Below are 18,346 nucleotides of genomic sequence, written 5' to 3' on the forward strand. Positions count from 1 at the left end.
GTTCGACGATTCGTTCGACGAATCCAATTCGACGATCCTTTCGCACGGGAGTCTAGGCCCTGCTAAGGGCACGGTAAGCAGCCGTGTCCCGCCTTGGTCCGGATCGGGCGGTCCAAGGGGTGGGGATATCCCTACTTCGCCCCACCCACCTACCCCATGGCGTGCGCGGATGCGACCCGGCAAGGTGGAGCGCATGACCGTGACCAGCGAAGCAAGCGCCATCGAGAACGAAGGGCCGCCGCCCGCTCGTTTCGCGTACGACCGGCACACCTGGAAGGAGATCGCGTCTCTCCTGTCCGGTCTGCCGTGCGCGCTTCTCGGTTTTGTTTACACGGTTTTCATGGTGGCGACCGGTGCGGCGCTTTCGGTCACGGTCATCGGGCTGCCTGTCCTCGCCGGCGGCCTGGCGGGATCGCGGCTGCTGGGCAGGTGGGAGCGGGCGCGGGCGCGCGGGCTGCTCGGCGTGCGGGTGGACGAGCCGAGCCCGCTCCCGCACCGCCCCGGCGACAGCGTCCTCGGCCGACTGTGGGCCGGGCTGAAGGACCCGGTGGCCTGGCGGTCCGTGCTGTACGCGTTCATACGCCTGCCGTGGGGCGTGCTCGGCTTCGCCATCACCCTGACCGGGCTGTTCGTGCTCTGGCCCGTCCTGCCGTACGTGGTACGGGGCCTGACGAACGTCGACCGTGCCCTGGTGCGCGGGCTGCTGTCGCCGTCCGACGAGCTGGAGCGCCGGATAGCCGAGCTCGAGTCCGACCGGGGCGTGGTCGTCGACACCGCGGCCGCCGACCTGCGGCGCATCGAGCGCGACCTGCACGACGGGGCGCAGGCCAGGCTGGTCGCCCTCGCCATGGGGCTCGGCCTGGCCAAGGAGAAGCTGCAGGAGGGCAGGGCCGACGAAACCGTCGCGGCGATGGTCGACGAGGCACACGGCGAGGTGAAGCTGGCGCTGCAGGAGCTACGGGACCTGGCGCGCGGCATCCATCCGGCCGTCCTCACCGACCGAGGGCTCGACGCCGCCCTCTCCGCCGTTGCCTCGCGCTGCACCGTGCCGGTGCAGGTCACCGTCGATCTGAAGGCCCGCCCGGCCGAGGCCATGGAAGGCATCGCGTACTTCACGGTGTCCGAGCTGCTGCAGAACGTGAGCAAGCACGCGCAGGCACGTCAGGCGACCGTCGATGTGTGGCGCAGGGACGACCGGCTGCTGATCCAGGTGCAGGACGACGGGCGCGGCGGGGCATCGGCCGAAGGCGGTACGGGCATGGCCGGCCTGGCGGAACGGCTCGGAGCGGTGGACGGACTGTTCGTCGTGGACTCCCCGCCGGGCGGCCCGACGGTCGTCACGGCAGAGCTGCCCTGGCGCGACCGGGCGCCCGCGGAGCGGTCCACCGCGGCACACGGGGACGCCCAGTCACGCAGCCGATAGGGCTCACCTCACGGCAGCGAGTGTCGGTGGACCTGCGCCCGCGACGTAGGTGTGGACCTGCGCACCGAGGTAGGTAGGGAAAACCCCCGGCCAAGAGGGATACCGGCCACATGGTGCGACGCTTCCGCGCTCAGCAGCATGGAGGCAGAGAGTCACTCGCTGTACCGCAGCGGCAACACCGACGAGACGACGAGCAGAACGGACGACGACGATGGCCACGGCATTCGGAACGGAACCGGCGACGACCCGGCGCCACCGGCTTCCCCAAGCCCTGCGCGCGCCGTTCGAGGCCCGGGCCTGGCGCGAGTTCGGGTATCTCATGCTGAGCCTGCCGCTGAGCATCGTGTTCTTCTGTCTCGCCGTCTCGCTGACGGCGGCCGGCAGCGGCCTGGTGATCACCTTCCTCGGCATTCCGATCCTGGCGGCCACGCTGGCCCTGTGCCGTGGCTTCGGTGTGCTGGAGCGTTCCCGGGCGCGCGCCCTGCTCCGTCTCGACGTCGCCGACCCGGCGCCGGTCCGGCCCCGGAGGGGCGGGGCGATGGCGTGGATGGGGGCGATGCTGAAGAGCGGGGTGTCCTGGCGGCATCTGCTCTATGCACTGCTGCACATGCCCTGGGCGGTGTTCGCGTTCTCCGTCGCGCTGACCTTCTGCGTGTACGGCTGGGGATTCGCCACGTATCCGCTCTGGTACTGGGTGTTCCCCGTGTACGCAGGGACCGACGGGCTCCAGATGTACGGCGACGGAACGCACAACTTCTCCCTCGACTCGCCCTTCGAACTGGCCCTGACCAGCGCGATCGGGCTGCTGCTGGTGCTGGTGACCCCGTGGATCGTGCGAGGGCTCGCCACGGTGGACCGGCTGCTGGTCATGGGACTGCTGGGTCCGTCCCGGCTGGAGGGCCGCGTCGTGGAGCTGGAATCGGACCGGGGCGTGGTCGTCGACACCGCGGCCGCCGACCTGCGGCGCATCGAGCGCGACCTGCACGACGGGGCGCAGGCCCGGCTGGTCGCCCTGGCGATGGATCTGGGCCTGGCCAAGGAGAAGCTGCAGGAGGACCCCGAGGTTGCCGCCCGGATGGTGGAGGAGGCACACGGAGAGGTGAAGACGGCTCTGCAGGAGCTGCGCGACCTGGCGCGGGGCATACATCCCGCGGTGCTCACCGACCGTGGCCTCGACGCCGCGCTGTCCGCCGTGGCCTCCCGCTGCACGGTTCCGGTGCGGGTGGAGGTGGACCTGTCGGCCCGCCCGGTCCCGGCGATCGAGGGCATCGCCTACTTCACGGTCTCCGAGCTGCTGCAGAACATCAGCAAGCACGCGCAGGCACGACACGCGTCCGTCGATGTGTGGCAGGCGCAGGACCGGCTGATGCTGCAGGTGAGGGACGACGGGCGGGGCGGCGCGGAGATATCGGCCGGCAGCGGCCTCGCGGGGTTGGCCGAGCGGCTCGACGCGGTCGACGGGATCCTCCTCGTCGACTCGCCTCCCGGCGGGCCGACGGTCGTCACGGCGGAGCTCCCCTGGCGGGCCGCCTGACCGGCCGGCCTTCTGACCGGCGGACCTGCTGACCGGCAGCCGCAGGTACGCGTGGCGGCTCGGCAGGAGGGCGACGCCCGCCGCGCCGCACGCCCGTACGGCCGGGCGAACCGGCGATGCGCGGCCACCCGGCACGCGCCGTGACGCCGCCGAGCAGACCGTGGCACGCCGCGCCGGGCGTGGATTACGCGTGGGTGAGCGCGTCCGGGTGCCGATGCTGGGATGCTGGAGGTGCAGGGGCGGGAGACAGAGCGACATATGGGGGCTGCTGGTCGTGGAGGACAGGGTGCGGGTGGTCATCGCCGAGGATTCCGTTCTGCTTCGGGAGGGCCTGACCCGGCTGCTGACCGACCGCGGGCACGATGTGGTCGCGGGCGTGGGGGATGCCGACGCACTGATCAAGACGGTCGGGGATCTGGCGGCGCAGGACACACCGCCGGATGTCGTGGTCGCCGATGTGAGGATGCCGCCGACGCACACCGACGAGGGGGTGCGCGCGGCCGTCAGGCTGCGCCGCGACCACCCCGGTATAGGGGTGCTGGTCCTGTCGCAGTACGTCGAGGAGCAGTACGCCACGGAGCTCCTCGCCGGGAACAGCCGGGGCGTGGGCTATCTGCTGAAGGACCGGGTCGCCGAGGTCCGCGAGTTCGTCGACGCCGTCGTCAGGGTGGCCCGGGGCGGCACCGCCCTGGACCCGGAGGTGGTGGCGCAGCTGCTGGGCCGCAGCCGTAAGCAGGACGTCCTCGCGGGGCTGACGCCGCGCGAGCGGGAGGTCCTCGGTCTGATGGCGGAGGGCCGGACGAACTCGGCGATCGCGAAGCAGCTGGTCGTGAGCGACGGAGCAGTGGAGAAGCACGTGAGCAACATCTTTCTGAAGCTCGGGCTGTCCCCCAGCGACGGGGATCACCGGCGTGTTCTGGCCGTACTGACCTATCTCAACTCCTGATGACCTGACACTCTTTCAGATAGAGAGGCCGAGACCTAGAACCAAAGGACCAGTCGGGAGCGTCTCACAGAAAGGACCCGGGGGGCGAACGGAACATGGCAAACCAGGGCATCGATACGTCTCGGATTGACGTCCAGTATGTGAGCGATCCAGGGAAGGCGACCCTTACCGACGTAGGGTTGGCCTTGGAGCGACCGGTGAGCCGGCCGCAGCCCAGCCGCCTCGAAGGAGGTCCAGTTCAGTGACCAGCCAGGTCAGTAGCCCAGCCGAGCATGCAGACGAGGCAGACGAGACCGGTGAGACCGTCGTCGGGGGACAGCGCAGGCCCACCGCCGAGAAGGAGGTCCGTCATCTGGACCGGGTGATCATCCGGTTCGCGGGTGACTCCGGTGACGGTATGCAGCTGACAGGTGACCGTTTCACGTCGGAGACGGCGTCGTTCGGCAACGACCTGTCCACGCTGCCGAACTTTCCGGCGGAGATCCGCGCGCCCGCAGGCACGCTGCCGGGTGTCTCGTCGTTCCAGCTCCACTTCGCCGACCACGACATCCTCACTCCTGGTGACGCGCCGAACGTCCTGGTGGCGATGAACCCTGCCGCGCTGAAGGCGAACATCGGCGATGTGCCGCGCGGTGGCGAGATCATCGTCAACACGGATGAGTTCGCCAAGCGCGCCATGGCCAAGGTCGGCTACGACGTCTCCCCGCTCGAGGACGGCTCGCTGGACGGCTACAACGTCCACCCGATCCCGCTGACGACGCTGACCATCGAGGCGCTGAAGGAGTTCGGGCTCTCCCGCAAGGAGGCCGAGCGCTCCAAGAACATGTTCGCGCTGGGCCTGCTGAGCTGGATGTACCACCGGCCGACCGAGGGCACCGAGAAGTTCCTGCGGGCCAAGTTCGCGAAGAAGCCGGAGATCGCCGAGGCGAACGTGGCGGCCTTCCGGGCCGGCTGGAACTTCGGGGAGACCACCGAGGACTTCGCCGTCTCCTACGAGGTCGCCCCGGCCGTCAAGGCCTTCCCGGCGGGCACGTACCGCAACATCTCCGGGAACCTGGCGCTGGCGTACGGCCTGATCGCCGCGTCCCAGCAGGCGGATCTGCCGCTCTACCTGGGCTCCTACCCCATCACCCCGGCCTCGGACATCCTGCACGAGCTCTCCAAGCACAAGAACTTCGGCGTACGGACCTTCCAGGCCGAGGACGAGATCGCGGGTATCGGCGCGGCGCTCGGAGCGGCCTTCGGCGGCTCCCTGGCGGTGACGACGACCTCCGGCCCGGGTGTGGCGCTGAAGTCCGAGACGATCGGCCTCGCGGTTTCGCTGGAGCTTCCGCTGCTGATCGTCGACATCCAGCGCGGCGGCCCTTCGACCGGTCTGCCCACCAAGACCGAGCAGGCGGACCTGCTGCAGGCGATGTACGGGCGCAACGGCGAGGCCCCGGTCCCGATCGTGGCTCCGAAGACACCCGCGGACTGCTTCGAGGCGGCGCTGGAGGCGGCCCGGATCGCGCTGACGTACCGCACGCCGGTGTTCCTGCTCTCCGACGGCTACCTGGCCAACGGCAGCGAGCCGTGGCGGATCCCGGACGTGGACGAACTGCCCGACCTGCGCGTGCAGTTCGCCACCGGCCCTAACCACGCCACCGAGGACGGCACCGAGGTCTTCTGGCCGTACAAGCGGGACCCGCAGACGCTGGCCCGCCCCTGGGCACTGCCCGGCACGCCCGGTCTGGAACACCGGATCGGCGGCATCGAGAAGCAGGACGGCACGGGCAACATCTCCTACGACCCGGCCAACCACGACTTCATGGTCCGCGTGCGCCAGGCCAAGGTCGACGGCGTCGAGGTGCCCGACCTCGAGGTCGACGACCCGGACGGCGCCCGCACGCTCGTGCTGGGCTGGGGCTCGACGTACGGCCCGATCACGGCCGCCGTGCGCCGGCTGCGGATCGCCGGACTTCCCATCGCGCAGGCCCATCTGCGCCATCTCAACCCGTTCCCGAGGAATCTGGGCGAGACTCTGAAGCGTTACGACAAGGTAGTGGTGCCGGAGATGAACCTCGGCCAGCTCGCCGGACTGATCCGGGCGAGATTCCTGGTCGACGCGCAGTCGTACAACCAGGTCAACGGTATGCCGTTCAAGGCCGAGCAGCTCGCCACGGCTCTCAAGGAGGCCATCAATGACTGAGACAGCGTCCTCACTGCTGTCCCTGGTTCCGAAGGCCGAGGCCAAGCAGTCCATGAAGGACTTCAAGTCGGACCAGGAGGTCCGGTGGTGCCCCGGCTGCGGTGACTACGCCGTCCTCGCCGCCGTGCAGGGCTTCATGCCCGAGCTCGGCCTGGCGAAGGAGAACATCGTCTTCGTCTCCGGCATCGGCTGCTCCTCGCGCTTCCCGTACTACATGAACACCTACGGGATGCACTCCATCCACGGCCGTGCCCCCGCCATCGCGACCGGACTCGCCTCCTCGCGCCGCGATCTGAGCGTCTGGGTCGTCACCGGCGACGGCGACGCCCTCTCCATCGGCGGCAACCACCTGATCCACGCCCTGCGCCGCAACGTCAACCTCAAGATCCTGCTCTTCAACAACAGGATCTACGGCCTGACCAAGGGCCAGTACAGCCCGACCTCCGAGGTCGGCAAGATCACCAAGTCGACGCCGATGGGCTCGCTCGACGCGCCCTTCAACCCGGTGTCGCTGGCGATCGGCGCCGAGGCGTCCTTCGTCGCCCGCACCGTCGACTCCGACCGCAAGCACCTGACCGAGGTGCTGCGCGCCGCCGCCGAGCACCCGGGCACGGCGCTGGTGGAGATCTACCAGAACTGCAACATCTTCAACGACGGCGCCTTCGACGCCCTCAAGGACAGGGAGCAGGCCGAGGAGGCCGTCATCCGGCTGGAGCACGGTCGGCCGATCCTCTTCGGCAAGGACGCCGGCAAGGGTGTCGTCCGGGACGAGGCGACCGGGGATCTGAAGGTCGTCGCTGTCACTCCGGAGAACGAGTCGCGGATCCTCGTCCACGACGCGCACAGCTCCAGCCCGACCACCGCCTTCTCGCTGTCGCGCCTGGCGGACCCCGACACGCTGCACAACACTCCCATCGGGGTGTTCCGCAGCGTGGAGCGGCCGGTCTACGACACCCAGATGGCCGACCAGCTGGACGCCGCCATCGAGCAGAACGGCAAGGGAGACCTGGCCGCACTGCTGTCCGGCGGCGACACGTGGACCGTCGTGGGCTGACCGGTACGGTCCGCCGAGGTCTTCCTCCCGAAGCCCGGGCTCCTTTCAGGAGGCCCGGGCTTCGTCGTACGCCGTCCGCGCCCGCTCCACGTCCGCCACGTGCCGCTCGCTCCAGCGGGCCAGTGCCCACACCTGCTCGGCGGCCTCCCTGCCGAGCGGGGTCAGGGAGTAGTCCACGCGCGGCGGGATGACGGGCTTGGCGTCGCGGTGCACGAAGCCGTCCCGCTCCAGGGTCTGGAGCGTCTGCGCCAGCATCTTCTCGCTGACCCCGCCGATCGCGCGGCGCAGTTCGCTGAAGCGGTGCGATTGGCCCAGCAGCGCCGCGAGGACGAGGACGCCCCACCGGCTGGTGACGTGCTCCAGAACGATCCGGGAGGGGCACATCGCCTCGTTGACGTCAGGCTTCATCCTTACGCTCATGCCAGTACCTTACTTCAAAGTGGGTACTTTCTGATAGTTAGCACCGGCCGTAGGGTGAGTGCCGAGTCCCGATGAAACGGAGAAATCACCCATGAGCATCGTCGTCACCGGCGCCACCGGGCACCTCGGCCGCCTCGTCGTCGAGCAGCTCCTCGCCGCCGGCACCCCCGCAGGAGAGATCGCCGCCGCCGTACGCACCAAGGAGAAGGCCGTCGGCCTCGCCGAGCAGGGCGTCGAGCTCCGCATCGCCGACTACGACGCGCCAGAGACCCTCACCGGCGCCTTCACCGAGGGCGACCGGGTGCTGCTGATCTCCGGGAACGAGGTCGGCCGACGCGCGGCGCAGCACCAGGCCGTGATCGATGCGGCAAAGGCGGCCGGGGTCGCCCGGCTCGCGTACACCGGAGTCCTCGGCGGGCCCGGGGCCGACTTCCAGCTCGCGGCCGAGCACAAGGCCACCGAGCAGGCGATCCTCGGCTCCGGCCTGCCGTACACCTTCCTGCGCAACGGCTGGTACACCGAGAACTACACCGACAACCTCGCCCCGGTGCTGGAGCACGGCGCCGTCGTCGGCAACGCCGGTGACGGCCGCGTCGCGTCCGCCGCGCGCGCCGACTACGCCGCGGCCGCGGCGGCGGTGCTGACCGGCGAGGGCCACCTCGGCCGGGCGTACGAGCTCAGCGGGGACACGGCCTGGTCCTTCGCCGAATACGCGGCCGAGGTCGCGAAGCAGACCGGCAAGGACATCACGTACAACGTCGTGTCCGCCGAGGCGAACCGGCAGATCCTGGCCGCCGCCGGACTGGCGGAGGGCTTTGCGGCGATCCTCGTCGACGTGGACAGGGCGATCGAGCGCGGACTGCTCGCCCACAGGAACGGCGATCTCGCCCGGCTCATCGGCCGACCGACGACGCCGCTCGCGGACACGGTCGCCGAGGCTCTCACGAAGCAGTAATGACCGTATTACGGATACGGACATGACAGCCGGCCCTGCCCGGCGCTACCTTCGACAAGACAGCGCGGCGCAGGGCGGCAGGAGGGTCAGTGAAGGACAGCGAGCAGCGGGCAGGACTGCTGTACGCGATCGGTGCCTACGGCATATGGGGTCTGGTCCCGCTCTTCTGGCCCCTGCTGAAGCCGGCCGGCGCCGTCGAGATCCTCGCCCACCGCATGGTCTGGTCCCTGGCCGTGGTGGCCGTCGCGCTGCTGGCGCTGCGCCGCTGGGCCTGGATACGCGGGCTGCTGCGCCAGCCGCGCAAGCTCGGCCTGATCACCGTCGCCGCGGCGGTGATCACGGTGAACTGGGGCGTCTACATCTGGTCCGTCAACGCCGGTCAGGTGGTCGAGGCGTCGCTCGGCTACTTCATCAACCCGCTGGTCACCATCGCGATGGGCGTGCTGCTGCTGAAGGAGCGGCTGCGGACCGCGCAGTGGGCGGCGGTCGGCATCGGCTTCGCGGCGGTGCTGGTGCTGACCGTGGGCTACGGGCGACCGCCGTGGATCTCGCTGATCCTGGCCTTCTCCTTCGCGGTGTACGGACTGATCAAGAAGAAGATCAACATCGGGGGCCTGGAGTCACTGGCGGCGGAGACCGCAGTGCAGTTCCTGCCGGCGCTCGGCTATCTCGTGTGGCTGGGATCCCAGGGGTCGGCCACGTTCGGCACGGCGGGGGCGGGGCACGCTGCCCTGCTGGCGGCCACGGGCGTGGTCACCGCGGCGCCGCTGGTGTGCTTCGGCGCGGCGGCGATACGGGTACCGCTGTCCACGCTGGGGCTGCTGCAGTATCTGGCACCGGTGTTCCAGTTCCTGCTGGGCGTCGTGTACTTCCATGAGGCCATGCCGGCCGAACGGTGGGCCGGGTTCTCGCTGGTCTGGCTGGCGCTGACGATTCTGACCTGGGATGCGCTGCGCACGGCTCGGCGCACGCGGGCGAAGGCGGCACGGCTGGTCGCGGCGGCGGCGACTGTGGAGGTGGGCCAGGCCGTGGGCCCGGCCACGAAGGTGGACCCGGCCGTGAGCGCGGCCCCACGGGAGGCCCCAGCGGGCTGAGCGTGCACGCCTCCCCCGCCCACCCCGCGCGGCCACCAGTGCGGGGTTTGCGCCGGCACCGGTGTGGGCGGTGCCGCGGCGACGGCCGGTGTGTCCGTTCTCGAACTCCCCCGGAGCATCGCCTGGAAGGTTGTTCCCCCAACGGGCCTGGTGCCGCTGCTGCCTGTGGGGGGTGCGGGGCCCTCCGGGCTCACCTCCTCCGAAATCGGCGGGTACGGCGTCATCACGAACCACCGCCAGATTGCTGCGGAGGCGACCCTGCACGGCCCCGCCCCGGTAGTCCGCCGACTGCGGCCAGGTGGGTGGAGCCAACCGCAACGCCACGGTACGAGGCACCCCCGACCACCCAGCCCGTCCCGCGAGGACGGACAGACTCACCGGGTCCCGACCCGGAATCGGTGTCCACCCCGCCGGAATCGGTATCCGCCCCGCGGCACCGGGCCCCCGCCGGAGGCGTCAGTGCCCGTCAGGGGGCTGACGCGCGCGGTGGGCCCTGGCCTTGTGCCGGTTGCCGCAGCGCTCCATCGCGCACCGGCGGCGGCGCCCGGGACGGGAGGTGTCGACGGAGAGCAGAGGCAGTCCTGTGCGGCGCATTCGCGGACGCGGTCCGCGTGCGGGCCGGTGAAGAAGCCGACGGCATCGCGGGCAACGGTCGACTGGATGTGGGGGCCGGTCGCCCCCGAGGCCCAGTCGCGGGTTCCGTCCGGCGCGAGGCGGGTGACGACGGGCGGGTGACGAGGGGCGGGGGGCTGCTGCCTCGTTCAGCACGGCCAGATCGTCCGGGGCGGCGGAGCGGCCGTGGGCGCGGGCGCCGGTCGGTCGCCACAGCGCGTCCCGCAGCGCGCGGGCAGCGGCGCCGCCTCCGCCTCGTCCACGGCGGGCCGCGGCCCGGCAGCAAGCCGGCTCTCAGCGGCCCAGCACACCAACCCGTCGGGCTCGCCCGGCACTTCGTAGTGCGCGAGACCGCCCGGGCCTCCGGTGAGAAGCAACTCCGGACAGGGCGCGCCCGGCTCGAAGCGGAACGCCCCGCCCTCCGGTGTGCGCAGCGTCAGTCCGGGTGCTGTCGGCGAGTCCATTGCCACCTCCCTCATGCAACCAATATGACTGGCTTCCATGACGCTGCACTGGAAGCTAGTGATCGACGCGACCGACCCGCTCGCCCAGGCCGACTTCTGGGCGGAGGCCCTCGGTTACGTGACCGAGGACAACAGCGCGCTCATCGAGCGGCTGCTCGGCGTCGGGGCTGTACCGCCCGAGCTGACCGTGGAACGGCACGGCCGTCGCTTCTGGCGTGATCTGGCCGCGGTCCGGCATCCGGACGACCCGTACGAGGAGGAGAGCGGCACCGGTCTCGGGAGGCGGCTGCTGTTCCAGCGGGTCCCGGAGGTCAAGACGGTCAAGAACCGGCTCCATCTCGACCTGCACCCCGGACCGGAGCGGCGGGACACGGAGGTCGCCCGGCTGGAGGGGCTGGGCGCGACGGTGCAGCGACGGGTGAAGGAGCCGGGCGGCGAGTGGGTCGTCATGCAGGACCCGGAGGGCAACGAGTTCTGCGTGCAATAGCGTCCGCTCACCGAACCTGACTGACCGGTTTCCGCCCTTGACGGTCAGTCAGGTTCTCGCTGAACATTCACCCACACGCCGCACCGAGTACAGCTCCAGCACCCTGCAGCACCGCCGCCGCGGGGTGTCTCGCACGTTCCGTCCAATCCCCGTACGGAATCTTGGAGCCCCCCACATGACCCACTCCGTGCACAGACGCGCCGTCGCAGTCACGGCACTTGCCCTCGCCGGCCTGCTCGCCGCAGTCGTCCCGACCGCAGCCGCAACCGACACCGCCGCCGCACCGGGCGCCGCACCTTCCCCGGCGGCGCTCGCCGCGCCCGACATCCCTCTCGCGAACGTCAGGGCCCATCTCACCGACCTCCAGTCGATCGCCACCGCCAACGGCGGAAACCGCGCGCACGGCCGCGCGGGGTACAAGGCCTCGGTCGACCATGTGAAGGCCAAGCTGGACGCGGCCGGATTCACCACCACGGTCCAGCAGTTCACGTCCTCCGGCGCCACCGGCTACAACCTGATAGCCGACTGGCCCGGCGGTGACGCCAACCGGATACTGATGGCCGGCGCCCATCTCGACTCGGTCAGCTCCGGCCCCGGCATCAACGACAACGGTTCCGGCTCGGCAGGCGTCCTGGAGACCGCGCTCGCCGTCTCCCGCGCCCAGCTCCAACCGGACAAGCATCTGCGCTTCGCCTGGTGGGGCGCGGAGGAGCTGGGCCTGGTCGGGTCCCGGTACTACGTCAACAACCTTGCGGCCACCGACCGTTCGAAGATCACCGGCTATCTCAACTTCGACATGATCGGCTCGCCCAACCCCGGATACTTCGTCTACGACGACGACCCGGCCATCGAGAAGACCTTCAAGGACTACTTCGCGGGCCTCGGTGTCCCGACCGAGATCGAGACGGAGGGCGACGGCCGCTCCGACCACGCCTCGTTCAAGAACGTCGGGATACCGGTCGGCGGCCTCTTCACCGGCGCCAGCCGCACGAAGTCCACGGCGCAGGCCCAGAAGTGGGGCGGCACGGCAGGCCAGGCCTTCGACCGCTGCTACCACTCCTCCTGCGACACCACGTCCAACATCAGCGACACCGCCCTCGACCGGAACAGCGACGCGATCGCCCACGCGGTCTGGACCCTGTCGGCCGGTACGACCGTCCCGCCGGACGGTGACGTCTACGAGAACGCGGCCGACGTCTCCGTTCCGGACAACGGGGCCGCCGTCACGTCCTCGGTGACCGTCTCGGGCCGTACCGGCAACGCACCCTCCGCGCTCCAGGTCGGCGTGGACATCAAGCACACCTGGCGGGGCGACCTGGTCATCGACCTGGTGGCACCGGACGGCACGGCGTACCGCCTGAAGAACTCCAGCGGCAGCGACTCGGCGGACAACGTCATCACGACGTACACCGTGAACGCGTCGAGCGAGGCCGCGAACGGCACCTGGCGGCTCAGGGTCCAGGACGTGGCGGCCCAGGACACCGGCTACATCGACAGCTGGAAGCTCACCTTCTGAGCATCACACCCCCAGGCATCGCGCCGTACTTCCAGGCATCTCACGGCAACCGCGGTGCGGGGCGCCCCCTTTGAGGGACGCCCCGCACCGTCCGCCGAGCCACAGACCTCAGGCCACAGGCCCCGCAAGCCCGCAGACCCGCAGACCCGCAAGCCCGCAGACCCGCAGACCCGCAGCGGGCCGGCTACTTCGCCTCGTTCGCCGCCTTCACCAGCGCGTCCTGCGTGACCGCGCCGACGTAGACCTTGCCGTCGTCCGTCATCAGGGCGTTGACCAGGCGGGTCTTGAAGACCGTGCCCGTGCCGAAGTCGCCCTTCACCTGGTCGCCGAGGGCGTCCAGGAACTTGCCGGCCTCCGGCGGGACATCGCCCCCGCCGGCCTTCGGCGACTCGAAGCCCTCGCCGCCGGGGGCGGAGAGCTCGGCGATGGAGGTCCAGCCCTCGCCGATGACGTTCAGACCGTTGAAGCCCTCCAGCCCCTCGAACTCCTCGAGTCCCTCCTTGGACTTGGGGGCCTCCTTCTCGAGGGCGTTCAGCTCGTCCGCCTCGGTGACCTTCGCGCCCTTCGGCGGCGTGAAGTCGAAGGTGGAGGCGGCGGGCTTCGAGAAGTCGACCTTGGTGAAGCCCGCGTCGACCGCCGCCTTGCCCCCGTCGCTCGGCAGCAGCGTGAACTTCAGCGGCACGCCGTTCTCGGCATCCACCGCGACCTTGATCGAGGCGATCGTCGAGCCGCTCTGCTTCGGCTTGATGACCAGCTGGTACGCGTCCCGGCCGGCGATACGGGCCGTGCCGTCGACCGTCACCGAGGTCGACGTCTCGTCCGCGGCCTTCAGCGCCTCCTCGGCGAGCTCCTTGGGCGTGGTCGGGAGCTCCTTCGTGGCCTCCTCGCCCGCGCCGTCGTGCTTGCCCTCGCCCGCGCCGCCGTCCTTGCCGTGGACGACCTCGTTCGAGGCGCTGTCGTACGTCCAGACGTCCTCCCCGTTGTGGACGACGCTGTACTCCTCGTCGCCCGACCGGAACGACACCCGCTGCTTGTCCTCGCCGTCGGCCGCGACGTCCACCCGGTGCGTGCCGGAGGCCAGCTCCATCAGCTTGGCGTCGGGCGACGCGGAGGCGCCGGACGCGCCCTTGCCGGCCCCTGGTACGAGGCTGTTCGCCAGACCGCCCAGGTCCGGCAGGCCCAGGTCCGTGCTGATCTTCACCGTGCCGGAGAGCTGCTGCGCGTCCGATGCGGCGATCTTCTCGATGAGCTCCTGTGCCGTGACCTTCGGCAGATCGGAGTCTCCTGACGCGGCGAGCGCCGGGACAAGCCCGATGGTCGCCGCGGCAACGCCGGCCACCGCGGCCGGGACGACGTAGCGCGCCGCCCTCCGGCGTGCCGGGACGTCCTCCCCCGGCTCTTCGGTGATCGGTGCGTTCTCGTTCGGTGCCATGGTGTGCCCTACCTCCGTGATAGCGGCGTCGTCCGTCCACACCATCTGACCAAATCGCCCTGCCGGAAACGTCAGCCCCCGGGCTCAACTCCACGTACTGCTGCGGTATGACCCGGGGGCCTCACGTCTCACCCGACCCGTAGGGGATGGGCGGTGGTCAGTGCTGGACGAAGACGCAGTCGGCCCCTTACGGGACCCCGACGATCGAGCCCTTGTGGCAGCTGCCGGCCGGTGCGACGCCGCCCACCGTGTTCAGCCGGAGGATCCGCCGGTGTCCACGAACAGCCCCGGTTCTCCCCGGACCGGGGGGCCTTCAGGTCCAGGAGTGAGCCCTGATCCGGACTCCCCCAAGAATGCGACCCGGATCGCACGCCCCGTCGATGCGGGAGAACGAGCCCGAGAGGCTCAGCCGGCGCGGTGCACCACCGCGTCGCACAGCTCCTCCAGCGCGGCCCTGGCGTAGCACTTCGGCAGCGGCGCCAGCAACGCCCGCGCCTCCTCCGCGTACCGCACGGTGTCGCGCCGCGCCTGCTCCAGCGCGGGGTGCACCCGCAGCCTGCCCAGCGCCTCAGCGTGCCGCGCGTCGTCCGTGAGGTCGCCCTCCAGCAGCTCGACCAGCTCCAGGTCCTCGGCCCGGCCGTGCGCGGCGGCCCGCTCCCGCAGCCGGAGCACCGGCAGCGTGGGGATGCCCTCGCGCAGATCGGTGCCCGGGGTCTTGCCGGACTCGTGCGAGTCGGAGGCGATGTCGAGTACGTCGTCGGCGAGCTGGAAGGCGACGCCGAGCCGCTCGCCGTACTGGGTGAGGATGTCGGTGATGCCCTCGTCGGCGCCGGACATCATCGCACCGAAGCGCCCGGAGACGGCGATCAGCGAACCGGTCTTGCCGCCGATGACGTCGAGGTAGTGATCGACCGGATCGCGGCCGTCACGCGGGCCCGCGGTCTCCAGGATCTGGCCCGTGACCAGCCGCTCGAACGCCTCGGCCTGGATCCGTACGGCCTCGGGACCCAGGTCGGCCAGGATGTGCGAGGCGCGGGCGAAGAGGAAGTCGCCGGTCAGGACCGCCAGCGAGTTGCCCCAGCGGGCGTTGGCGCTCGCGACACCGCGGCGCACGTCGGCCTCGTCCATCACGTCGTCGTGGTACAGCGTCGCCAGGTGTGTCAGCTCGACGACCACGGCCGAGGGCACGACACCCGGCGCGTAGGGATCGCCGAACTGGGCCGCCAGCATGGCCAGCAGCGGCCGGAAGCGCTTCCCGCCCGCGCGGACGAGGTGCTGTGCGGCCTCCGTGATGAAGGGGACCTCGCTCTTGGTGGCATCGAGCAGGCCCGCCTCGACAGCCGCCAATCCGTTCTGGACATCGGCCTCAAGTGCCTGGTCCCGCACGCTCAGCCCGAAAGGCCCGACGACGGTCACGAGAGGTACTCCTGTCTGCTGACGATCACGCGGATTGTCGATGTGTCGCTGTCATCACTCAAGTCAGCCTATCCGGTCCCCTTTCGATCAACGGCGGCGCCTTCCCGCCACCCCCGGTATGTTCGTGATCAACTCATACGACCGGAAGCATCACTTTGTCCGGAACCGCGACCGAACTCGACGAGAACGGCGAACGGCCTCCGCCCGAAGACCGCCCCGCCTTCCGCGGCCCCGGGTCACCTGCTCGGACGCGGGCCCGCCGCCCCGTCCTCCCCTGAGGTTCCCATGCGCATCCGCACATCCTTCCCGTACGAGACCCGCCACGAGGACATCCGCATCCCGGTGGCCGGGCGGACCCCCACGCGGGCCGCAGGCTCCGGGGGAGGCACACGGCTGTACGCGCGGGTCTGGCGGCCGCTGACCGACGAGCCCGTACCGGCGCTCCTCGAATACGTCCCGCACCGGCTGACCGACTGGTCGGCGAGCTTCGAGTTCGCGGTCCCCGACCGGGTGGAGATCCTCGGACGCCCCCCCGGGTGACGTTGCGGCTCCGGATGGACGTGCCTCACGGCCAGGCGGTGGCGCGCCTCTGCGACGTGGCGCCCGACGGCTCCTCGACCCTCGTCACTCGTGGCGCGCTCGATCTCTCGGCCCGGCACGGCCGCGAGACGGCCGGCGCCCGAGAGCCGGCGGCCGCCGGCGAGACGGCCGGGGCCCGGCTGCCCGATGCCACCGAGGACGTCACGTTCGAACTGAGCGGCATCGGCCACACGTTCCCGCCCGGTCACCGCATCCGGCTGTCGGTCTCCTCCGCGTACTGGCCGTGGATCTGGCCCCGGGCCGGCAGTGCAGGCTTCACGCTCGACCCCGCGGGCTCCTCCCTCGAACTACCGGTCCGCGACCCCACGACCGACGCGATCGCTTTCGAGGACCCCGAGCGGTCCGAACCCCTCGGCGTCGTCACTCCCGTGACCCTGGACGAGCCCCGCCCCCCGCGGCTGATCGTCCGTGACGTGGCCAAGGGCGAGTGGCGCCTCGAGGCCACGGCCGGCTTCGGCGGCACCCGTGTTCACCCCGACGGCCTCGAGTTCACCGAGGACGGACTGGAGACGTACACGATCAGGGAACGGGACCCACTGTCCGCCCGCACCCGCTCCGACTGGAGGATCCGGCTGCACCGGCCCGAACTCGGCCGGGACGTCCGCATCGAGACCCGCTCCGAAGTCACGTGCGACGCGGCGCACTTCCTGACCTCGAACGAAGTGGTGTGCCGGCACAGCGACGAGGTCGTCTTCCACCGCACCTGGGAGAAGCGGATTGCGCGTACCGCGCGATAGCCACGCGTCCCGCGGCCTCGTCCGCGGCGGGGTCCGGGGCGGAACCCCGGTCACTGACGCCACGCGCACCGCCCACGTAACGTGTCCCCCACACACGTGGAAAGCGAGGCAAGCACCGATGCCCGAGCAGAGCCCGCTCGATCTGGCCGAGGGCGACCCCTTCGGCCCGCACAACCTCCCCTACGGCGTCTTCACCACCGCGGACGAGCCCGACCGGCAGCGGCTCGGGGTCAGGATCGGTGACCATGTGCTCGACGCGGGGGCGGCGGCGCACACCCTCGGCTCCCCCTACGCCGCGCTGCTCGCGCGGCCCAGCCTGAACCCGCTGCTCGCGGCGGGCCGGACGGCCTGGCGTGACGTACGGCGCGCGCTCACCGCGTGGGTCACCGTGCCCGCGCACCGGCAGGACATCGAGCCCCTGCTCCACCACCTGTCCCGGGTGACGCTGCACCTGCCGTACGAGGTCGCCGACTACGTCGACTTCTACTCCAGCGAGCACCACGCCACGAACGTCGGGCACATCTTCCGCCCCGACGGCGAGCCGCTCACGCCCAACTGGAAGCACATTCCGATCGGATACCACGGCCGCTCCGGCACGGTCGTCGTCTCCGGCACCGACGTGATCCGGCCCGCCGGCCAGCGCAAGGCCCCCGCGGACCCGGCGCCCGTCTTCGGCCCGTCCGTCAAGCTGGACATCGAGGCGGAGGTCGGCTTCGTCGTCGGCACCCCCTCCGAGCCGGGCCGGCCGGTCCCGCTGTCCGCCTTCCGCGAGCACGTGTTCGGCCTGCAGCTGCTCAACGACTGGTCCGCACGGGACATCCAGGCCTGGGAGTACGTCCCCCTCGGCCCGTTCCTCGGCAAGTCCTTCGCCACCTCCGTCTCCGCCTGGGTCACCCCGCTGGAGGCCCTCGACGCCGCCCGTGTCGCCCCGCCCGCGCGTGACGTCCCCGTACTTCCCTATCTGAACGACTCCGCCGAGGAGGAGCCGGGAGGTTTCGACCTCCGCATCTCCGTCGCCGTCAACGGACAGACCGTCAGCGAGCCGCCGTTCGCCACGATGTACTGGACGGCCGCCCAGCAGCTCACGCACATGACCGTCAACGGCGCCTCGCTCCGCACCGGCGACCTGTACGGCTCGGGCACGGTCAGCGGCCCCGACGTCCACCAGCGCGGCTCCCTCCTGGAGCTCACGTGGAACGGGCGGGACCCGCTGGACCTGCCGTACGGGAAGCGGACGTTCCTGGAGGACGGCGACGAGGTCACCATGACCGCGTGGGCGCCTGGTCCCGACGGCGTACGGGTCGGTCTGGGCGAGGTCACGGGCCGGATCGTGCCCGCGGCCGACTAGCGGCCTCCGGCGTGCGGGCGGGCGGCGCCGCCCGCACGGGAGGACACGCCCGCCACGACCACGAGGGCGCGGGGCCACTCTGCCGGCGTCACGAGCGCCCCGACGCCGGCGTTCGGGCCT

13 protein-coding genes and 2 pseudogenes are annotated in these 18,346 nt (G+C 70.8%); 11 read left to right on the forward strand and 4 right to left on the reverse strand.

The features are described from left to right. Positions 1-193 precede the first annotated feature (193 nt). The 5 genes from ABT078_RS12460 (at position 194) to ABT078_RS12480 (ending at position 7,145) form a co-directional block, all read left to right on the forward strand. Positions 194-1,423: a sensor histidine kinase gene (locus ABT078_RS12460; RefSeq protein ID WP_351226678.1), complete on the forward strand. Its 1,230-nt coding sequence runs from the start codon at positions 194-196 to the stop codon at positions 1,421-1,423. Between the two features lie 211 nt (positions 1,424-1,634). Next, entirely contained in the window at positions 1,635-2,957 is a 1,323-nt protein-coding gene (locus tag ABT078_RS12465) for a sensor histidine kinase (protein WP_351226680.1), read from the forward strand. Between the two features lie 286 nt (positions 2,958-3,243). Then, positions 3,244-3,903, forward strand: a complete 660-nt coding sequence (locus tag ABT078_RS12470) for a LuxR C-terminal-related transcriptional regulator (RefSeq protein ID WP_351226817.1) — start codon at positions 3,244-3,246, stop codon at positions 3,901-3,903. 241 nt (positions 3,904-4,144) lie between these two features. Continuing rightward, on the forward strand, positions 4,145-6,091 hold the full coding sequence (locus tag ABT078_RS12475) for a 2-oxoacid:acceptor oxidoreductase subunit alpha (RefSeq protein ID WP_351226682.1): 1,947 nt from the start codon (positions 4,145-4,147) through the stop codon (positions 6,089-6,091). Continuing rightward, positions 6,084-7,145, forward strand: coding sequence for a 2-oxoacid:ferredoxin oxidoreductase subunit beta (locus ABT078_RS12480; protein ID WP_351226684.1), 1,062 nt, complete (start codon positions 6,084-6,086; stop codon positions 7,143-7,145). The genes ABT078_RS12475 and ABT078_RS12480 overlap by 8 nt, the downstream gene beginning before the upstream one ends. A gap of 45 nt (positions 7,146-7,190) precedes the next feature. Here the strand turns inward: ABT078_RS12480 and ABT078_RS12485 are convergent, their stop codons facing one another. Next, on the reverse strand, positions 7,191-7,565 hold the full coding sequence (locus ABT078_RS12485; protein WP_351226686.1) for a winged helix-turn-helix transcriptional regulator: 375 nt from the start codon (positions 7,563-7,565) through the stop codon (positions 7,191-7,193). Between the two features lie 91 nt (positions 7,566-7,656). Here ABT078_RS12485 and ABT078_RS12490 point away from each other — a divergent pair, with 91 nt between their 5' ends. Next, positions 7,657-8,520 (forward strand): SDR family oxidoreductase, encoded by an 864-nt coding sequence (locus ABT078_RS12490; RefSeq protein ID WP_351226688.1) that lies wholly within the window; start codon positions 7,657-7,659, stop codon positions 8,518-8,520. 89 nt (positions 8,521-8,609) lie between these two features. Continuing rightward, on the forward strand, positions 8,610-9,614 hold the full coding sequence (gene rarD, locus ABT078_RS12495; protein ID WP_351226690.1) for an EamA family transporter RarD: 1,005 nt from the start codon (positions 8,610-8,612) through the stop codon (positions 9,612-9,614). Between the two features lie 456 nt (positions 9,615-10,070). On the opposite strand, the pseudogene ABT078_RS12500 reads toward rarD, so the two are convergent. Beyond that, a pseudogene (locus ABT078_RS12500) lies at positions 10,071-10,690 on the reverse strand (CGNR zinc finger domain-containing protein). 37 nt (positions 10,691-10,727) lie between these two features. On the opposite strand from ABT078_RS12500, the gene ABT078_RS12505 reads away from it, so the two are divergent. Continuing rightward, positions 10,728-11,177, forward strand: a complete 450-nt coding sequence (locus ABT078_RS12505) for a VOC family protein (protein ID WP_351226692.1) — start codon at positions 10,728-10,730, stop codon at positions 11,175-11,177. Between the two features lie 175 nt (positions 11,178-11,352). Then, complete coding sequence (locus ABT078_RS12510; protein ID WP_351226694.1) at positions 11,353-12,693, forward strand: M28 family metallopeptidase; 1,341 nt, start codon at positions 11,353-11,355, stop codon at positions 12,691-12,693. A gap of 184 nt (positions 12,694-12,877) precedes the next feature. Here ABT078_RS12510 and ABT078_RS12515 read toward each other — a convergent pair whose 3' ends face one another. Both ABT078_RS12515 and ABT078_RS12520 read right to left on the reverse strand, forming a co-directional pair. After that, positions 12,878-14,125, reverse strand: coding sequence for a LolA family protein (locus ABT078_RS12515; RefSeq protein WP_351226696.1), 1,248 nt, complete (start codon positions 14,123-14,125; stop codon positions 12,878-12,880). Between the two features lie 405 nt (positions 14,126-14,530). Next, the gene (locus ABT078_RS12520; RefSeq protein WP_351226698.1) at positions 14,531-15,541 is read right to left on the reverse strand and encodes a polyprenyl synthetase family protein; all 1,011 of its coding nucleotides are present in this window, start codon (positions 15,539-15,541) and stop codon (positions 14,531-14,533) included. A gap of 477 nt (positions 15,542-16,018) precedes the next feature. Between ABT078_RS12520 and ABT078_RS12525 the strand changes: the two are divergent. Together ABT078_RS12525 and fahA are read left to right on the forward strand one after the other, a co-directional pair. Further along, positions 16,019-16,878: pseudogene (locus ABT078_RS12525) on the forward strand (CocE/NonD family hydrolase C-terminal non-catalytic domain-containing protein); the annotation flags it as partial. Between the two features lie 118 nt (positions 16,879-16,996). Continuing rightward, positions 16,997-18,226 carry a fumarylacetoacetase gene (fahA, locus tag ABT078_RS12530; RefSeq protein ID WP_351226700.1) on the forward strand — a complete coding sequence of 410 codons (1,230 nt, stop codon included), beginning with the start codon at positions 16,997-16,999 and terminating at the stop codon, positions 18,224-18,226. The last annotated feature ends 120 nt before the right edge of the window (positions 18,227-18,346 follow it).

Source organism: Streptomyces sp. NPDC002133 (assembly GCF_040296405.1).
Classification (GTDB): Bacteria; Actinomycetota; Actinomycetes; order Streptomycetales; family Streptomycetaceae; genus Streptomyces.